Origin of the sequence: Microbacterium luteum (assembly GCF_015277875.1) — a bacterium.
Taxonomy (GTDB): domain Bacteria; phylum Actinomycetota; class Actinomycetes; order Actinomycetales; family Microbacteriaceae; genus Microbacterium; species Microbacterium luteum.
In genome coordinates this window covers 664,253-681,817 of the sequence record NZ_CP063814.1, presented here as the reverse complement: position 1 = coordinate 681,817, position 17,565 = coordinate 664,253, and the positions used below count along the sequence as shown (strand labels likewise).

General features: G+C 69.7%; 20 protein-coding genes. 12 read left to right on the top strand and 8 right to left on the bottom strand.

Annotation, left to right across the window (positions count from 1 at the left end):
* Positions 1-2: 2 nt before the first annotated feature.
* On the bottom strand, positions 3-1,043 hold the full coding sequence (locus IM777_RS03345; protein ID WP_228480937.1) for a LacI family DNA-binding transcriptional regulator: 1,041 nt from the start codon (positions 1,041-1,043) through the stop codon (positions 3-5).
* 507 nt (positions 1,044-1,550) lie between these two features.
* On the opposite strand from IM777_RS03345, the gene IM777_RS03340 reads away from it, so the two are divergent.
* Genes IM777_RS03340 through IM777_RS03330 form a run of 3 tightly spaced genes read left to right on the top strand, consistent with a single transcriptional unit; the run spans position 1,551 to position 3,755 of the window.
* Complete coding sequence (locus IM777_RS03340; protein WP_194384641.1) at positions 1,551-2,288, top strand: winged helix-turn-helix domain-containing protein; 738 nt, start codon at positions 1,551-1,553, stop codon at positions 2,286-2,288.
* A gap of 58 nt (positions 2,289-2,346) precedes the next feature.
* Positions 2,347-3,330, top strand: a complete 984-nt coding sequence (locus IM777_RS03335) for a DNA-3-methyladenine glycosylase family protein (RefSeq protein ID WP_390178401.1) — start codon at positions 2,347-2,349, stop codon at positions 3,328-3,330.
* Positions 3,331-3,383: 53 nt separating this feature from the next.
* A complete protein-coding gene (locus IM777_RS03330; protein WP_194384640.1) occupies positions 3,384-3,755 on the top strand; it encodes a SpoIIAA family protein in 372 nt (123 codons plus the stop codon).
* Between the two features lie 2 nt (positions 3,756-3,757).
* On the opposite strand, the gene IM777_RS03325 is transcribed toward IM777_RS03330, so the two are convergent.
* Positions 3,758-4,690 (bottom strand): aldo/keto reductase, encoded by a 933-nt coding sequence (locus IM777_RS03325; protein WP_194384639.1) that lies wholly within the window; start codon positions 4,688-4,690, stop codon positions 3,758-3,760.
* 95 nt (positions 4,691-4,785) lie between these two features.
* Between IM777_RS03325 and IM777_RS03320 the strand changes: the two genes are divergently transcribed.
* The 3 genes from IM777_RS03320 (at position 4,786) to IM777_RS03310 (ending at position 6,403) form a co-directional block, all read left to right on the top strand.
* Positions 4,786-5,010: a hypothetical protein gene (locus IM777_RS03320; RefSeq protein ID WP_194384638.1), complete on the top strand. Its 225-nt coding sequence runs from the start codon at positions 4,786-4,788 to the stop codon at positions 5,008-5,010.
* Between the two features lie 56 nt (positions 5,011-5,066).
* A complete protein-coding gene (locus IM777_RS03315) occupies positions 5,067-5,858 on the top strand; it encodes a siderophore-interacting protein (RefSeq protein WP_194384637.1) in 792 nt (263 codons plus the stop codon).
* Positions 5,859-5,959: 101 nt separating this feature from the next.
* Positions 5,960-6,403 carry a hypothetical protein gene (locus IM777_RS03310; RefSeq protein ID WP_390178400.1) on the top strand — a complete coding sequence of 148 codons (444 nt, stop codon included), beginning with the start codon at positions 5,960-5,962 and terminating at the stop codon, positions 6,401-6,403.
* A gap of 21 nt (positions 6,404-6,424) precedes the next feature.
* Here the strand turns inward: IM777_RS03310 and IM777_RS03305 are convergent, their stop codons facing one another.
* From IM777_RS03305 to IM777_RS03290, 4 genes are all read right to left on the bottom strand, one after another.
* Positions 6,425-7,258, bottom strand: a complete 834-nt coding sequence (locus IM777_RS03305) for an aldo/keto reductase (protein WP_194385423.1) — start codon at positions 7,256-7,258, stop codon at positions 6,425-6,427.
* Between the two features lie 20 nt (positions 7,259-7,278).
* Entirely contained in the window at positions 7,279-7,494 is a 216-nt protein-coding gene (locus IM777_RS03300; RefSeq protein WP_194384636.1) for a hypothetical protein, read from the bottom strand.
* 84 nt (positions 7,495-7,578) lie between these two features.
* Positions 7,579-8,874 carry an amidohydrolase family protein gene (locus tag IM777_RS03295; RefSeq protein WP_194384635.1) on the bottom strand — a complete coding sequence of 432 codons (1,296 nt, stop codon included), beginning with the start codon at positions 8,872-8,874 and terminating at the stop codon, positions 7,579-7,581.
* Entirely contained in the window at positions 8,871-9,458 is a 588-nt protein-coding gene (locus IM777_RS03290; protein WP_194384634.1) for a phosphoribosyltransferase family protein, read from the bottom strand. The genes IM777_RS03295 and IM777_RS03290 overlap by 4 nt, the downstream gene beginning before the upstream one ends.
* Positions 9,459-9,652: 194 nt before the next feature.
* Here IM777_RS03290 and IM777_RS03285 point away from each other — a divergent pair, with 194 nt between their 5' ends.
* Positions 9,653-11,116, top strand: coding sequence for an HNH endonuclease signature motif containing protein (locus IM777_RS03285; protein ID WP_194384633.1), 1,464 nt, complete (start codon positions 9,653-9,655; stop codon positions 11,114-11,116).
* Between the two features lie 59 nt (positions 11,117-11,175).
* Here IM777_RS03285 and IM777_RS03280 read toward each other — a convergent pair whose 3' ends face one another.
* Positions 11,176-11,829, bottom strand: a complete 654-nt coding sequence (locus tag IM777_RS03280) for a TetR/AcrR family transcriptional regulator (RefSeq protein WP_194384632.1) — start codon at positions 11,827-11,829, stop codon at positions 11,176-11,178.
* An 82-nt stretch (positions 11,830-11,911) separates the two neighbouring features.
* Between IM777_RS03280 and IM777_RS03275 the strand changes: the two genes are divergently transcribed.
* A complete protein-coding gene (locus IM777_RS03275) occupies positions 11,912-12,577 on the top strand; it encodes an MBL fold metallo-hydrolase (protein WP_194384631.1) in 666 nt (221 codons plus the stop codon).
* A 172-nt stretch (positions 12,578-12,749) separates the two neighbouring features.
* Here IM777_RS03275 and IM777_RS03270 read toward each other — a convergent pair whose 3' ends face one another.
* Positions 12,750-14,204, bottom strand: coding sequence for a helix-turn-helix domain-containing protein (locus tag IM777_RS03270; protein ID WP_194384630.1), 1,455 nt, complete (start codon positions 14,202-14,204; stop codon positions 12,750-12,752).
* Positions 14,205-14,389: 185 nt separating this feature from the next.
* Between IM777_RS03270 and IM777_RS03265 the strand changes: the two genes are divergently transcribed.
* The 4 genes from IM777_RS03265 (at position 14,390) to IM777_RS03255 (ending at position 17,547) form a co-directional block, all read left to right on the top strand.
* Entirely contained in the window at positions 14,390-15,208 is an 819-nt protein-coding gene (locus IM777_RS03265; protein ID WP_194384629.1) for an FAD-dependent oxidoreductase, read from the top strand.
* A complete protein-coding gene (locus IM777_RS17400) occupies positions 15,118-15,534 on the top strand; it encodes an FAD-dependent oxidoreductase (protein ID WP_336510693.1) in 417 nt (138 codons plus the stop codon). The genes IM777_RS03265 and IM777_RS17400 overlap by 91 nt, the downstream gene beginning before the upstream one ends.
* A gap of 202 nt (positions 15,535-15,736) precedes the next feature.
* Positions 15,737-15,883 (top strand): hypothetical protein, encoded by a 147-nt coding sequence (locus IM777_RS17485; RefSeq protein WP_336510683.1) that lies wholly within the window; start codon positions 15,737-15,739, stop codon positions 15,881-15,883.
* Entirely contained in the window at positions 15,880-17,547 is a 1,668-nt protein-coding gene (locus IM777_RS03255; RefSeq protein WP_336510682.1) for an AMP-dependent synthetase/ligase, read from the top strand. The genes IM777_RS17485 and IM777_RS03255 overlap by 4 nt, the downstream gene beginning before the upstream one ends.
* The last annotated feature ends 18 nt before the right edge of the window (positions 17,548-17,565 follow it).

Genomic DNA, 17,565 nt, shown 5'->3' with positions numbered 1-17,565 from the left:
GATCAGGCCACCGCCCTCTCGTGTCGCGGGCCGATGGACCCGTACGCGTGATACCGCGGCGCTATCAGGTGCACTGCTGGCTCCGGGTGACCGTCGACAGCGGCGAGTGCGAGATCGACCGCCGCATCGCAGGACGCCTGCGGATCGAGCGGGAACGAGTCGATCGGCGTCTCGAGGGTGGCGGTGTCGAACGAAGCGCCCACCGACACCACCGAGATGTCCTCCGGCACCCGCAGGCCGCGCTCGGACAGCTCCGCCAGGATGGAGCCGTGCGCTTCCTCCGCCGTATGGAGCACGAGAGCCGTCGCGCCGAGGGAGATCATGTCGGCGACGGTCCGCCGGGCCGCCGTGCGACTCGCCCGCGCCCCGCCCGACGTGCCATGCACCGCCTCGACATCCCGCTCCTCGGCGCGGCGAAGGAAGGCCTCCCTCACGCGCGGCGGGAAATTGGACTTCTCGTAGGCGGCTTCGGCTTGCCCGACGAGGCCGATCGACGTGTGGCCGGCGTCGGCGAGAAGGTCGACCGCGCGAGCGGCTGCCGCCTCGAAGTCGAGGTCGACGCAGATCAGACCCGCATGGTCGCGAGGAACGCCGATGAACACCGTCGGCGACGCGATGGACCGAGCGAGCCCCACCCGCGGATCATCGGGTGCGACGTCGAGCACCAGGATGGCGTCGACCAGTCGATTGGCGGCGACGCGCCGCATCCCCTGCTGAGCCTCCTCCTCGGTCAGGAGGAGCACGTCGTAGTCGTGGCGGCGGGCGGCGACGCTGGCCGCCAGCACGAATGCCATGTGCGTCGGTGCGTGAGTGTCTTTGCGAAGAGGCTCGGTGAGGGCGAAGATCTGCGTGCGCCGCCCGGCGAGCATGCGGGCCCCGGCGTTCGGAAGATAGTTGAGATCCTGGACGGCCTTCTCGATGCGACGGCGCGTGTCGGGAGAGACCGCCCTCTTTCCGCTCAGCGCATACGAGACGGTGCTGATCGACACACCGGCAGCCTTCGCCACCTCGTTGATGTTCGCCATTCCGACTCCGTCGTCCACGATGCTTATCGAAGCGCTTCGCTAAACGCTTCGACGACATCGAAACACATGTGACGGCTTCTTGCAAGTAGTTTCGCGCCACAAACAACAAACGCGTGCACCCTCGCACGACATCCCCATGGGTGCGGGACTGAGCGATCTGCCACATCGGCCCGTGCGGAGCGTCATCGTCCTTCGCGATTTGACGCATAGCGACACGTTCGGTCATAATCGGGCGCATGACTGACGACGCACGCTCTCTGTCCGCCCTGGAGGCGAACGGGACTGCCGGCATGATGGTTGCCGGTCGCGCTGTCATGTGTTGTCGAATGTGTCGCTGATTCGGTGACCCCCGCTGGACTCGACGGTCTTCTCTCGCTCCGACCCGAGTTCCCGACGCACCACTGCGTACCCCGACCCCGGGTACTCGAAGGCGTCGCTTCCGGCCCATTCGACGGGCCGCATCGCAACACACACGTGAATCCCCTGAGCCGCACCCGGCCGGATTCCCACCGCTGAGGACCCATCATGTCGACCACCGCTCTCCTCGACCGCCCGACCCCTCCCGCTCGCCATCTGCGCGCCGTGACCGGGCCCGTCCCCACCGTCGCCGACCCCGAACCGGCGCCGGCCGCATCGGCCGCGCGCACGCTCCCGCCGGGCACCGAGCCGCGCGGATTCGCCCTCTACGTGGGGCTCGACGAGGCGAAGGCCGCGGCCGCGGGGGTCGACCTCGGCGTGCTCGTGGATGCGCTCCGCCGCACCGTCGCCAACCTCGCGCCGTCCGCGGAGACCTACGCGACCGTCGCCCTCTCCCCCACCGGCGCGGGTGGACGCGACGTCGACGTCGTCCGCCTCGCCCTGCACGAGCCGGCCGCCGTCGCCCGCACAAAGCGCGACGAAGAAGAAGCCGAGAAGGATGCCGTGCGCGGCGTCGTCGTGGACATCTCCCGCAAGCGTGTGCTCATCGACGGCGAGTCGGCCGCGTTCACCTTCAAGGAGTTCGAGCTCCTCCAGTACCTCGTGCTGCGCGAGGGGTCGACGATCGAGCGTGCCGAGCTCGTCGCGTCGCTGTGGCGCGCGTCATCCGACGAGGAAGCACCCGGCGAGCGCACCATCGACGTGCACGTGCGTCGCCTTCGCGCCAAGCTCGGTCGCTACGAAGACATCGTGCGCACCGTGCGCGGGGTTGGGTATCGCTTCGACCGACACGCCGACGTCGTCATCCGCTACGGACACGGCACCCCCTCGCCCGACCGCTTCTGACACACTTCGCGCCCGCGCACCCGGATGCGTGTCGGCGTGACGACATAGGGTGTGCACCATGAGCATGCCGGTCCGCGCGACGACGTCGCGCACACCGGTGCGTGGCCTGCGCGTCGCTCACGGCGGCCGCCCCCTCGAGACCGAGTACCGCCCTCGGCATCCCTTCGACCTGCGTCGCACGGTGCTGTTCCAGCGCCACGGCGCCAACGACCCGACGATGGTCCTCGCCGGCACCGTCATCTGGCGCGCGAGCCGCACCCCGATCGGCATCGCGACGCTCGCGCTTCGAGAGACCTCCCCCGGAACGATCCGCGCTGCAGCATGGGGCCCCGGCGCATCGTGGGCGCTGGCGCAGGTGCCCGGCCTGTGCGGGGAGCACGACACCACCGACGGCTTCGATCCGTCGCCCCACCCACTGGTCGCCGAAGTGCATCATCGTCATCCTGGGCTGAGGCTCGGCCGTACCGATCTCGTCTTCGAGGCCCTGGCGAGCGCCATCTTCGAGCAGAAGGTCACCGGCATGCAGGCCTTCGCGGCCTGGCGTCGCATCGTCACCTGGTACGGCGAGCGCGCCCCCGGACCGACACCGGTGCCGATGTTCGCGCCGCCGTCGATCGACGGCTGGCGACGCGTCCCGTCGTGGGCGTGGCACCGCGCGGGACTGGAGCCGCCGCAGTCGCAGACGGTGGTCCGAGCCGCCCGCCGCGGCGATGCCCTCGAGCGCGCGATCGCCGACGCCGCCGACGGCGAGGCGGTCGACCGCATCCTCATCTCGCAGCCGGGCATCGGGCCGTGGACCTCGGCGGAGACGCGCATCCGCGCGCTCGGCGACTCCGATGCGGTGAGCGTGGGCGATTATCACCTCGCTCACCACGTCGGCTACGCCCTCACGGGTTCGCGCACCGACGACGACGGGATGCTGCAGCTGCTGTCCGCATGGCCGGGCCACCGGCAGCGCGTCATCCGGCTCCTCGCCGCCGGCGGGGTCCGTGAGCCGCGTCGCGCGCCCCGGCTGCATCCGGAAGACCACCGCGACCGCTGACGGCTGACGCCGGAGGGGTGGACGCGGTGCCTCGTCCGCGCGACGATGAGGTCATGATCGAGACGATCGACGATGTTCCCGACGGCGTCCTCGGCTTTCGCGCCGTCGGCGACGTGACCGCCGAAGACTACGAGAAGGTGCTGGATCCGGCCCTGGACCGAGCATTGTCCACGCACGAAAAGGTGAACCTCGTGATGGTGCTGGGTGACCGGTTCGAGCGCTACTCGCTCGGCGCGATGTGGCAGGACACGCTTCTGTCCGGCAAGCCGCGCCGCGTGTGGGGGCGCTGCGCCGTCGTCACGGGACACTCCGTCATCGCCGAGATCATCCACAGCCTCGCGTTTCTCTTCCCCGGCGACCTGCGCTTCTTCGCCGTCGACCGCGAAGAAGCGGCGATCGCGTGGGCGGCCGGAGGCGACGACTGACCTCAGGCGTCCACGTTCGACGGCGCGGGCCCGAGGCCTTCGAGCGCGCCCCAGACGTCATCGGGCACGGGCGTCGCCGCAAGCTCGTCGAGCTCGGCGAGGCGCGACGGAGACGAGACCCCGACGACGGTCGAATCGACCAGCGGTGACCGCAGCGAGAAGTGGAGCGCAGCAGCCCGCAGCGAGACCCCGTTCGCCGCACACACCTCTTCGGCCGCCTGCACCCAGCGCCGCAGGTCGTCGGGCACCTCGCGATAGCCGTAGCGAGCCCCGGAGGCCGACCCCTTGGCGAGCAGTCCGGCGCCGAAGGGCGCAGCGTTGAAGACCGTCATCCCACGCGACTTCGCGTCCTCGAACAGGGCGCGCGCGGTCTGGTCGACGAGCGTGAAGCGGTTGTGGCACAGCACAGCGTCGAAGGCGTCGGTATCGACGTACTGCTGCACGAGGGATGCGGGCGCGGCGGCGATGCCGATCGCATCGACGGCACCGGTGTCGCGCAGATGCCGCATCCCGTCGAGCGCACCGCCCGGGGCGACCGCCTGCTCGAAGGTGATCGTGAACGGGTCGTGCAGGTGCACCAGGGAGACGCGATCCACGCCGAGCCGCGCGAGGGATTCCTCGTAGGAGCGCAGCACGCGGTCACGGTCGAAGACGCCGGTCTCGGGATCGCCATCGACCTTCGTGACCACCGGTGGCTGCCCGGCCGAGCTGACCTCGTCCGGGCTGAGCGCGGCCAGCGCCTTGCCGATCACGGCTTCCGAGCGCCCCCCGGCGTAGGCGTTGGAGGTGTCGAGGAGCGCGTGGTCGCTCCGCAGCAGGGCCAGCACCAGGTCTACCGCGGCCGCCTCCTCGACGGAGCCGACCTCCGTGTCTCGTCCGAGTCCGGATGTGCCCAGGGTCAGTGCGGACGGTGCGGGAGTGATCGCGGCGCTCATGCGCTCCACACTCCCACGGATGCCGGCGGCCCGTCACTCCGCGGACGGCATCCCGCGGCCGGCATCCGTCGCCGGCGTGCCCGTAGGCTGGCGACATGTCTGAACCTCGCACCGGGTTTCCGCGCGGCCGGCTCCAGTGGCTGCTCGGCACCGTTCTGCTGTTCGTCGTCGGCGTGCTGATCGGGCTGATCCTGCAGAACGTGTGGCTCGGCGTGATCCTCGCCGGGGCGATCTCGATCGGATGGCTCATCGCGTACGAATCCTGGCGCGGTCGCCGGGTCGGACTCGAAGATCCCGACGACGACGGCGCACAGGTCTGAACCGATCGTTCGAGGTCAGACGACTCCAAAGCCGACTTAGGCTAGCCTAAGTCGCGATGACTTCCTCGGCTGAGACACCCACTTTCCGCATCGAACGCCGGCCGCTCGAGCTCCGGTTCCGGTGGACGACGCTGACCGCCCGGGAGTGGGTCACTCCCGAGTACGTACGCGTGCGATTGACCGGCGACGACCTAGTCGGGTTCGCCTCGCTGGGCGCCGACGACCACATCCGGGTCTTCTTCCCCGACGGCGAGACCTCGACGGTGGAGGAGCTCCGTGCCTCGCCGAGCCGGGAGTACACCCCCCTCGCATGGAACGCCGACGAGGGATGGCTCGAGCTGGAGTTCGCCGTCCACGGCGATCAGGGCATCGGCGCGCCCTGGGCGGCCCACGCTCCCCTGGGCTCTCCGGCGGGCGTGGGCGGACCGCGCGGCTCCGCGGTCATGGCCGGACGACCCGACGCCTGGTTCCTCGCCGGCGACGAGACGGCCGTTCCCGCGATGCGCCGCTTCGTGGGACTGATGGATGCCGACGCGGTCGGCCGCATCCTGATCGAAGTGGCCGGGCCAGACCGTGAGCTGCCGCTTCAGAACGTGCCCGCGGGAGTGTCGGTCTCGTTCGTCCATCGGGGCGACGGTCCCTCCGGCACGGCTCTCGCCGCGACACTCGACGGGATCGGAGCGGACGAGCGACCAGACGGCGCCGTGTTCGGGTTCGTCGCCGCCGAGCAGGCGATCGTGAAGAGCGGACGGGCGCTTCTGCGCGAACGCTGGATGCTTCCGGCGGAGCAGATCGTGGTCAAGGGCTACTGGAAGCGCGGCGAAGCCGAGTACCACGCGCCCCACTGATCCGGCTGTCGATACCGTTCCGGAGATCCCTCCGCGAGTGGGCACGCTGCGCATCGTCGGAGTAAGGTCCGAAAGGCCGCGGTGAGCGAAGGGAGCCGGTGGTGAGCAACGACGGGAACGGCGGATTCTCCGACGACGAGAAGGCCGCGATGAAGCAGCGGGCCGAGGAGCTGCGATCGACGAAGGGTCTGAAGGGCGCGGCGAAGCTGGCGCGCGAGATGGAGGCGTGCGTGAGCGCCATCGACGAGCTCGAGGGAATCGACTCCGAGGTCGCGACGATGTTCCACCGGCTCGTGTCCGAGGAGGCCCCGGACCTCGCGCCGAAGACGTTCTACGGCTTCCCCGCGTACGCCAACGGCGAGGGCAAGGTCGTCATGTTCGTCCAGCCGAAGTCGAAGTTCGACACGCGCTACCCGACCGTCAACTTCGACGAGCACGCGCACCTCGACGACGGCGCGATGTGGCCGACCTCGTTCGCGGTCGTCGAGGTCACATCCGAGGTCGAGTCGCGCCTGCGCGACCTCGTGCGCCGCGCCGTCGCCTGACCCCCGACACGGCGACCGGAGTCACATCTCCTCGTGGATGTCGGGGTCGCCGCCCCACAGACGTCCCCGCTCGAGGGCGGAGATCGCCGCGACCTCGTCGTCGGTGAGCTCGACGTCGAACACGTCGGCGTTGTCGCGCTGGCGATCGGGGTCGGCGGATTTGGGGATGGGCGTCGAGCCGAGCTCCACGTGCCACCGCAGCGCGATCTGCGACGGCGACTTCCCGTGGATCTCGGCGAGTTCGCGCAGGATCGGCTCCGTGAGCAGCTCGCTGCGCTTGGCCAGTGGGCTCCAAGACTCGGTGCGGATGCCGTGCTCGGCGTGGAACGCGCGCAGGGCCGCCTGCGGAAAGTACGGGTGCAGTTCGACCTGATTGACCGCGGGCACGACTCCGGTCTCCTCGATGAGGCGCTCGAGCATCGGCTGGGTGAAGTTCGACACCCCGATCGACCTGATCTTGCCCTCGCCGCGGAGGTCGATCATCGCCTTCCACGTGTCGACGTACTTGTCGACGCTCGGATTCGGCCAGTGGATGAGGCTGAGATCGATGCGGTCCAGACCGAGCACGTTCAGCGAACCGTTGGTCGATTCGATCGCCAGGTCGTAGCCGTGGTGGCGTCCCGGGATCTTCGTCGCCACGAACAGCTCGTCACGGTCCGCGCCGCTGCGGCGCACCGCCTCTCCGATCTCCCGCTCGTTCTCGTAGTTCACCGCGGTGTCCAGCAGCCGGTAGCCCGAAGCGATGGCGGCCACCACGGCCTCGATGCCCTCGTCGCCGTTCAGCCCATAGGTGCCGAGGCCCACCTGTGGGAAGAGCGTGTCGTCGTTGAGCGTGACTGTCGGGATCTGCATCACCGAGGGCTTGTCCTGAGGAGTCATTCGTTCGGCACGTCGCCGTCGGCCACGCCTTCTCGAGCGGCGCGCTCATCGGCGTCCGCCGAGTTCTGGGTGTCTTCGTCGACATCGGGGTCCAGCACGGCATCCCGGTCTCGTTCGAGTCGTTCGCGGTCTTCGGTGCGCTCCTGGTCGGCGTCCTGCGCATGACCGTCGCCGTAGAAACCGGGGGCGGGGGGAATCGGGAGGTTGGACATGGTGGTCTCCTTTCCGTGCGGACCTCCACCGTAGGAGGGGAGGCGCGCGCCGCGCGACGGGGTTGCGTGCGAAAGCGACGGGAGCTATCGACGCTCGTGCACGGGTTCACCGTCGACCAGGACCAGGCGGATGTCGGCACACGTCGCCTGCCACACCAGCGCGAGCACGGGGTCGCGCGGCGGCTGGAGGTGCGACCCGCCCGTGTCGACGAGCACGAGGTCGGCGCGCTTTCCCGGCTCGATGGAGCCGAGCTCCGCATCCCGCCCGAGAGCTCGAGCGCCGTCGATGGTCGCGTGCGCGAAGATCTCGTGCGCGGTCGCGCGCGCACGCCCCGTACCGGCGACCCGGTCGAACATGAGCGCTTGGCGCATCTCGGCGCCCATGTCGGCGGTCGTGTTCAGCGTGGCGTTGTCGAGACCGAGGCCGACGGCGACACCCGCGTCGCGAAGCGCGCCGAGCGGACTCGACGTGCCGCCGAGCAGCATCGTCGCGGCAGCGCAGTGGGCCGCACCCATGCCGCGGTCCGCGAGGAGGTCGCGGTCGCTCGCGTCGGCGAAAACCGCGTGTGCCGCGACGGTGCCGGGTCGGACCAGCCCGAGGCGATCGAGCCGCGCGACCGCGCGCTCACCGCCGACGTCGACGGCACCCGCCTCGGATGCGCACACGTGCGTTGTGAATCCGACGGAGCGCGCGCGTGCCACGTCACCGAGGCCGGCGAGAAGCGCGTCGCCCGCCATCTCGGGCAGTTCCACGCTGGTCCACACCTCGACACGACCGGTCGCGAGGTCGCACGCGGCATCCGCGAACCGCCGCGCGACGTCGGTCGGCGCGACGAGGTCGGCCGGTTCGACCGCGTGGCGGTCGAGGAGCGCATCCCACCCCGGCGGGAGCCGGTCCGAGACCTTGGGAGCGACGATCCACCGCAGACCCGTGCGAACGGCCGCCGCCACCGAGGCGACGAGACAGGCGTCCGCGCGGCGGCTACCCACGCCCCCGACACCCCAGCAGTCGACCACGGTGGTGATCCCGGCCCGCGCCAGGTCGGCGCCGGTGAGCGCAACGGCCCGACCGGCGTCCGCGTCGCCGTAGCCGAGCACGGTCCCGTAGTAGGTGCCGAACAACCAGTCGAAGAAGTCCGGCGCCTCATCATGCGCGGCCCGACCGAGCGCATCCATCGCGTGCTGATGCGTGCTGAGGAACCCGGGATGAACGATGCCGCCGCGCGCATCCACTCTCTCCCGCGCCGTCGGCGCCCGCCCGGAACCGACAGCGGTGACGGCGCCGTCGTCGATCGCGATCCAGCCATGCACGACATCGCGTCGCGCGTTCATCGTGACGATGACGGCGTCGTCGACGACGAGGTCGTGCACGGCGGTCACCGCGGGAAGAGCGGGATGCGGCCCAGCGCGAACAGCCGATTGGCGTAGGACGCGAGGGCATCCGGCCACTCGTCACCCTCGGCCAGGAGCGCCCCCACGCCGACGATGTCGGCTCCCGCCTGTTCGAGGAGAGCGAGCGCCGCACCCGACGACGATCCCGTCGAGATCACGTCGTCGACGAACAGCACGCGACGGCCGCGGATGTCATCGAGCCGGGCACGGTCGAGCAGCAGCGATGCGCTCGACGTGCTCGTGATGGCGTGAACGGGCGCTTCGAGGGCGTCGCCGAGGTGCACCTTGCGGGTCTTCTGCAGGATGACGTAGTCGTCGAGACCGAGGGCGCGGGTGACCTCGATCGCCACGGGGATGCCGAGGGTCGCCGGCGCGACGACGATATCGGGCGCGGCACCGGCGAAGTGCGCGGCCAGCTCGCGTCCCGCTGTCTCGATGACCGACACCGGCTGGTCGATCACCATCATGAGCGCGATCGACAGGTCGTCGGAGACCGGGATCACCGGCAGCGTCACGTGCTGGCTGCCCATCTGTGCCGTGTAGGTCTCGGGGATGCCGGGGGTCTCGTCCATGGAATGCACGGTACGCAGGCGGGATGTCGCACACGTTTCGGAGCGCTGCGGGCATGACCGCGCGCTCATGTCGATGCGGCAGCGTCTTGCCCTCCACAGGCGCGTCCGTGCCTCGCTTTATCCACAGGTATATGCCGGTCAGAGAGGCTTTTTAGCCCCGCGGGAATGTCGGAGGCCCCGGGCACAATGGGGGCATGGAACAGTTCGCGAGTCGCCTCGATCGAGCGCAGATCGCGCTGGCGGAAGCCACCGCGGATGCGTTCGTCGACGGCACATGCCGCGAGCTTGACGATGAGGACCTGCTGGGTATCGTCAAACAGGTCGCGCACGTGGCGCGGCTGGCCGAGGCGCTGCTCGTCGATGCCGCGGGAGAGGTACAGGATCGCGTCGACTCCGCGGTGCCGAGCGAGCGACTCACGACCGTGCGCGGATGCCGGTCGACGAAGGAGCTCGTTCAGCGCCTCACACGCGGATCCTCCCGCTCGACGACGGAGCTGCTGCGGGCAGCGAAAGCCGTCAGCCGCCCCACCGCGCTCGCCTCCGGTGAGGCACTGCCGGCGCGCTATCCGGCACTTCGGGCCGCGCTCAGCCGCGGTGACGTCGGCATCGACGCGGTCGCGACCGTCGCGGGCACGATCGATGCGGCCGGTTGCGCGGCAGAGGCCCGATGGGCGGCGGATGAGGAGCTCGCAGCCTCCGCGTGCGGCACGGGCGCAGACGGCGCCCCCGCGGCCGGGGTCGACGAGCTGCGGCTGCAGGCGCAGGTGTGGGCCATCTGGCTCGACCAGGACGGCGCCGAACCTCGCGAGGCGCGGGCGATGCGCAAGCGCGGCGTCACTCTCGGTGCTTGTCGCGACGGACTCGTTCCGATCTCCGGGAGCCTGCTCCCCGAGGTCGCCGGCCAACTCGGAACGCTCTTCGATGCGATTCTCAACCCGAAGACCGACGGCCCAGCGCTGCCTGACGGGCCGAGGTTCACCCCGGACGAAGACACCACCCGCTTCGGCGTCGAATCGCTGCGGGAGCAGGTGACGGATGCTCTCGAGTCGTCACGACCGGATCTGCGCAGCCGCGTGCAGCGGCAACACGACGCATTCGCCTCGATCCTCGGCGTCGCGGCCCGGTCGGGAGACCTGCCGACCATCGGGGGTGCGGCTCCGACCCTCGTGGTCGCGGTGAGTGCCGACGACCTCCGCACCGGCACGGGCTCCGCCCACATCCCGAGCCTCGGCGCGGAGCCCGTTCCGCTCGGCGTCGCGCGTCACACGGCGTGCACCGGCGCTGTCCAGCGCGTGTTCTCGGACGACAACGGTCGCATCCGCGCGATCCACACCGTCGAGCGCGTCTTCGATCAGCATCAACGCCGAGCCATCACGCTCCGTGACGGGAACTGCATCATTTCCGGCTGCGACGTGCCGGCAGCATGGTGCGAGATCCATCACGTCACTGAACACTCTCACGGCGGACCTACCCACACCGACAACGGCGTGCTGCTCTGCTGGCACCACCACCGCACGCTCGAGACGAGCGGCTGGCAGATCCGGATGCGAGATGGCGTTCCCGAGATCAAGGCGCCGTACTGGATCGACCCCGATCAACGCTGGCGGCCGGCGACAGGCTCACCCACCCGCCTCCGACAACGTCGACGGCGAAGATAGACAACGTGGCGCGGACCTCAGTCGTTGTGCCGGCGTCATCGACGTGCGGGAACGCACCGTCACAATGTGCGTCCGAGGGCCTCGGCCGTGCTGGTGAAGTCGAGAGGCGCAGGCCTCAGCGGGCCCGCGTGGCTCGTGGGTCGGGTGCCATCCACCACGATGTCGGCGTAGCGGCGCCAGAGGCCCGGAGCGGTCTCGCCGGTTGCGGCGACGATCGTCCGAACCATGATCGCGAGCACGGTCGTATCCTGCCGCGTGAAACCGGCACGCAGTTCGCCGGCTTCGATGGCCGCGGCGATCAGGCCGTCGGCGGTCGAGGCCAGCTGATCGGACAGGTGAGCAGGAAAGCGATCGACGCGATTCGACGTGAACAAGACGGTCGCAAGACTCCGGTCGAGCGAGTGCGCCTCGATCATGCCCCAGAGATAGGTGCGGAACGCGACGCCGGGGTCTTGCACTTCCGCGGCCTCGACGGCGACTCGGATGACAGTGTCGATCTTGTCGTCGAAGAGTGCGTCCAGCAGCGATTCCTTGTCGTCGAAGTTGCGGTAGATCGTTCCGATTCCTACTCCGGCCGTTCGGGCGACATCGCTGAGCGTGGCCGCGGGACCTTTCTCGGCGAACACACTCGTCGCGGCATCGAGGATACGACGACGATTGCGCGTCGCGTCGGCCCGCGGCTGCCGGCGCGACGAAGAAGGCCGATCGGACATGACACAAGCTTACCGGAGAAAACGGAAACGGAATCTCCGCTTCCGTTTCATGATACGCTCACAGACCGAAAGAGAGGACACGATGACCTTCGCCGGAAAGAATGCACTGGACACGCCGATGGAGGGGCTGCTCTCCGGGCCGACCTCGCGACTCCCCTACCAGCAGAATGTGCTGCTCCGCTCGTACGTTCTCGAGCGTCCGCAGGGCAACATGATCGTCTACAACTCCCCCGGGGTGAGCGAGGCGGCGGCGGCCATCCTCGACCGCGGCCGACCAGCGCGCCTGCTGATCAACCACGCCCACGAGGCGATGTACCGCCAGCCTGCGCTCGACGTGCCCGTGTGGGTGCACACGAAGGACCGCGCCGAGACTGCGCGCTCGATCCGAATCGCCGGCACGTTCGACAAACGCCAAATGATCGCCGACGACCTCGAAGTGATTCCCACTCCGGGGCATACGGCGGGAACCACCTCGTACCTGTGGGACAACGGCACCCACCGGTTCCTGTTCACCGGCGACTTCATCTGGATCGAGGATGCCGAATGGAAGGCCGTCGTGCTGGACCCGCGATCTCGCAGCGACTACGTGGCGAGCCTCCAACGGGTTCGTGAGATCGAGTTCGACGTGCTCGTGCCGTGGGGAACCACCGAGACCGACGCGCCCTACGGACTGGTCGCCGACCAGCACGAGAAGCGAGCCCGCATCGACGCGGTCATCGACCGAGTGCGCGCGGGCGGCAGCCGCTGACGCCTGCGAGGAAAATCACAAAAAGGTCTCGAAAAACCCTTCCCCTCGTTACCTTTCCGTTATAGAGTGTGAGCACGGTGATCGTTTTGCTGTGGCGATCACCGGCATGTGATTGCAGGACACTCTTGGTGCAAGGGACAAGGGCCGGTCGGAAGCCTCTCCGACCGGCCCTTCACCGTGTCGGCACGGCTCCCCCGGGATACTCCGCGCCGAAGCCCACGAGGATCGACACCTCCGCGGCCATCGTGTGCACCGCGTCCGACAACTCCGCGACGCGGGGACGCATCTCATCCGACGCCCCCACGAGGCACGCTGCCGCGACGACCGCTCCGCTGGAATCCCGGATCGGCGCGGTGAACGCGGTCTGACCCGCCTCCTCGAAGGATTCCCGCGCCATCACGCCGTCTTTGCCGAGCAGGTGGACGCGACGGAAGAACTCGGCCGACTCCCGCGCATCCGCCCGTGCCGGAAGAAACGCGCCGATGTCGTCGTCGTCGAACGCAAGCATCAGCGCCGGCCCGCCATCGGAGCTGAGGATGGGGCACGGCCGCCCGAGCCACGGCGTCATCTCCAGGCCGGGGCCGATGTGACGCAACTCCTCCACAAGGGTGACCGACCGCATTCCCCGCAGCACCGTGATGAAGGCGCACACGCCCGCGCGATCAGCCGTGCGTGCGACGACCGGCGTTCCTTGGGTGACGAGCCTCGAAGCCAGCGCAGCCCGCTGCCACCCATGGATCGACCACTCGAGGCTCACCAGCCCCTCACCCTCCTCGATGCGGACCACCCCGCTGCGTCGGCAGGTCTCCAGCAGACGTACGGCGCGATCTCGACGGATCCCCGCCGCCCTGGCCAGCTCCGCGAGCGGCCGTGGCCCCGACGACAGCGCCCACAGCATGTCGAGCGTCGCCGCGAGGGCGGGTGCGGGCGGGGATGCCGGTGGGGAACTCATCGCCGCCGGCACCGACGGCGATGCAGTCTGACCTCGCGCGTCGACGACCCGTTCCACCGCGCGTCGCGCCTCGAGAACCGCCTTGCGCGCGACCGCGATGCCCTGCCTCGCCCGGTTCATCGGCAGGCGAACGGCGACAACGGCGAGCGCGTCGCCTCCCGGCGCCAGGATCGGCACGGCGATCTCGACGGACTTGCCGACCGTCGTCTCGACGACACGTCCGCCGCCCGACGTCGTCTCCTCCTCAGATCCCGCTCGTGCGATCGCACTCGGGCGGTCCACGACGAGCTCACCGACCTCGGCGGGCGAGTGCAGCGTCCAGGGCGAAACGACGGCCCCGACCACCCTCATGCCCTCGGGCGTGGGTGCCGCCAAGACCGCCGTCTCGCCCGTGCGGTGGGCGATGCGGGTCAGCACGGTGCGGCAGACCCGGGCGTACGGTGACGACGCGCGCCCGGACAGCGCCAGGGCGACCTCGCCGACCCGGTAGGAGCCGTATGCGTCGCCGCGGGCGAGCAGACCCAGCCCGACCAGTTCCGCGCACAGTCGCGACACGGTGCTCAACGGCATGGCGATCGTCCGTGCGATCTCGCCGGCAGCCACGGAAAGGGTCGGATCCGTACGACCCGCGACCGCCTGCAGAGCCCGCAGACCTGCGGCGACTCGAGCGGTCATCCCGCCTCCCGACGCAAGAACAGCAAACCTCCCACCGACGGTTTGCACGTGGCGAGCACTGTAACACAGCCGCGAGACGCACTTCCCATAATGGCCACACTCGCTCGGAACCCCGCCGAACCGCCCTCTCACCAGGGCTGATCGTGGCGCCCACCGCCCGCTTGACCCCAAGAAACGAGAGCCAAATGGAGAAGTTCGACGTCGCCGTCGTCGGCATGGGAGCGCTCGGGAGCGCAACCGCCTACCACCTCGCCCGCAGAGGCGTGAAGACCATCGCGTTCGAGCAGTTCGAGCTCGGGCACGTGCGCGGCGCCTCGCACGACACCTCCCGCATCATCCGCACCTCGTACGGCTCACCCGAGTACGTGCGCCTGGCACGGTCGTCGTATCGGGACTGGGCGGAACTCGAGGCGACGACGGGTGAGCAGCTCACCGTCATCACGGGCGGACTCGTCTTCATCCCCTCCGACGGGCCCTTCGCGGCATCCCACTTCGCCGACAGCCTGACCGAGGTCGGCATCCCCTACGAACTCCTCACGCCCGCGGAGGTGCACGAGAGGTGGCCGCAATTCCGCTTGCCCGACGGTGTCGAGACGATCTGGACGCCCGACTCCGGCATCGTCCACGCGGCGCGATCCGTCGCGGCCCTGCAGATGCATGCTCGGGTCGGCGGGGCCGACATCCGCGACCGCACACCGGTGCTCGCGCTCGACCCGACCGGCGACGGCGTGATCGTACGCACGACGAAAGGCGACGTGCTCGCCGACAAGGTCGTCGTCACGGCGGATGCATGGACAAACACTCTCCTCGAGCCCCTCGGCGCCGCGATACCGCTCATCACCATGCAAGAGCAGGTGACGTACTTCAAGCCCGATGATGCCGCACCCTCGACCGCGACCGCTTCCCCGTCTGGATCTGGGAAGACACCAACTGCTTCTACGGCTTCCCGACCTATGGCGAGCCGACGATCAAGGCCGCCCGGGATCGCTCCGACAACCTCATGACACCCGAAGAGCGCACCTTCGTGCCCTCACCCGAACTCCTCGCGCAGCTGACGGAGTTCATGGGTGCGACGATCCCCGCCAGCGGAGAGCCCCTGCGCACGGTCACGTGCCAGTACGCCATCACTCCCGACCGCAACTTCGTGATCGGTCCCCTGCCCGAGCATCCCGACATCCTCGTCGGGCTCGGTGCAGGGCACGCCTTCAAGTTCACCCCCACGATCGGCCGCATCCTCGCCGAGCTGGCCGTCGACGGCGAGACCGGTGACGACATCTCGACGTTCTCGGTCACCGCCGCGTCGCATCCCGCGGGCGGCATCGGATTTTAGCGGTCGAGCGACGCGAAGGGAAAGCGCACGGCGGGGTGGGTCGAGCCCCCTACGCTGAGGCTTCACACGACCTGTTCCCTCGCCCGACAGGACGAATCGCTCGCCGCCCGACGCGATCCGCCCATCCGAACGACCCTGCGCTCCGAACTCTCCTCAGAGCGGGTCCTCCCCTACGCCCGCCGCCTCGACCCAGGAGACCACCATGAAGGAGCACTCCACCGCGCCGCTCGTCGACATCGACGATCACCGCAACGTCACCGACCTCTTGGTGCGCGCCGCGCCGCCGCCGACCACCACGCGGCGTTCGACGTCGCCACCGGGGATCCCGACGCCCCGTGGCGCCAGGTGACCACGGCGGAGTACCTCGGCGAGGTGACCGCACTGGCCAAGGGCCTCATCCACGCCGGCGTCGAGGCCGAGGACAGCGTCGCGATCATGGCTCCGACGCGATACGAATGGGCCGTCGCCGACCTCGCGGCATGGTTCGCCGGTGCCGTGGTCGTGCCCGTCTACGACACGTCGTCCCCCGAACAGGTCGAGGCCATCATCGCCGACGCGCAGGTCACCCTCGCGATCGGCGGCGGCGAGCGCCAGGCATCGCTCCTGCGGGCGGCGTTCGACGCCGTCGGGTCGGAGGACCTCGGCGTCTGGACGATGGATCCCGGCACCAACGACCTCATCGCGCTCGCTGCCGGCGGCGCCGATGTCGCAGACGACCTGCTCGAGCTGCGCCGCACCCAGGCCGACCTGGATTCACCGGCGACGATCGTCTACACGTCCGGCACGACCGGGGAGCCCAAGGGCGCGATACTCACCCACCGCAACTTCGTCGGCCAGGTGCGCAACGTCGCCGCCGCGTACCGCGAGGTGGTTCGCGCGGACGGGAACACCGTCATCTTCCTGCCGCTCGCTCACGTGCTGGCACGCGGACTGCAGCTGATCTGCCTCGCCGGCGGGATGCGCATCGCCCACGTCTCCGACCCGACCGAGGTCGTCGACAGCCTCGGTGTGCTGCGCCCCACCTTTCTCGTGGTCGTGCCGCGAGTGCTCGAGCGCATCCGGAACGCCGCGGCGGAGAAGGCCGACGAGGCGCGCCTGGGGGCACTGTGGCGCGCCGCTGTGCGCACCGCCGTCTCGTGGGCCGATGACCTCGAGGCGGGCACCCGCCCCGACGCGGCGCTCCGCGCGCGTCGCGCCGTCTTCGACGCCCTGTTCTTCCGACGGCTGCGGGCCCGGATGGGCGGCCGCCTCGACTACATCCTCTCCGGTGGCGGCGCGCTCGATCCCGATCTCTCGCGCCTGTTCCGCGGTATCGGCGTGCCCGTCATCGAGGGCTACGGTCTCACCGAGACGACCGCTCCCCTGACCGGGAACCTGCCCGACGACATCCGCTCGGGAACCGTCGGCTACCCGCTCCCCGGCTCCACCGTTCGCATCAGCGAGCACGGCGAGATCCTCGCTCGCGGGGTCGGCATCTTCTCGGGCTATCGCGACCCGGCGCACACCGCCGAAGCATTCGTCGACGGCTTCTTCCGCACCGGCGACCTCGGCCGTCTCGACGACGACGGCCGCGTGGTGCTCGAGGGACGCCTGAAGGACGTCATCGTCACCAGCAACGGAAAGACGGTCGTGCCGCAGCCGTGGGAGACGCGCGTCGAGGCTGATCCGCTCGTCGCGCACGCGGTCATGGTGGGCGAAGGCCGCTCGTACCTGTCGGCGCTGCTCGTGCTCGACCGCGCCGCGACCGAGGCGTGGGCGGACGCGCAGGGAATCCGCCTCGACGCCGTTTCCGGCGAAGGTGTCACGCCGATCTCCGAACCTCGCCTGATCGCCCACCTGCAGCGCAGCGTCGACGCCGCCAATGCCCGCGTGTCGCACAGCGAGGGCGTGCGCCGATTCGCCCTCGTCTCCACCGACCTCGACGACACCCGCCTGGTCACTCCGACCATGAAGATCAAGCGACGCGCCCTGCTGGAGCGCAGCGGCAACGCCGTCGACGACCTCTACCGCTGACCCCTCGAGAGGACCCCC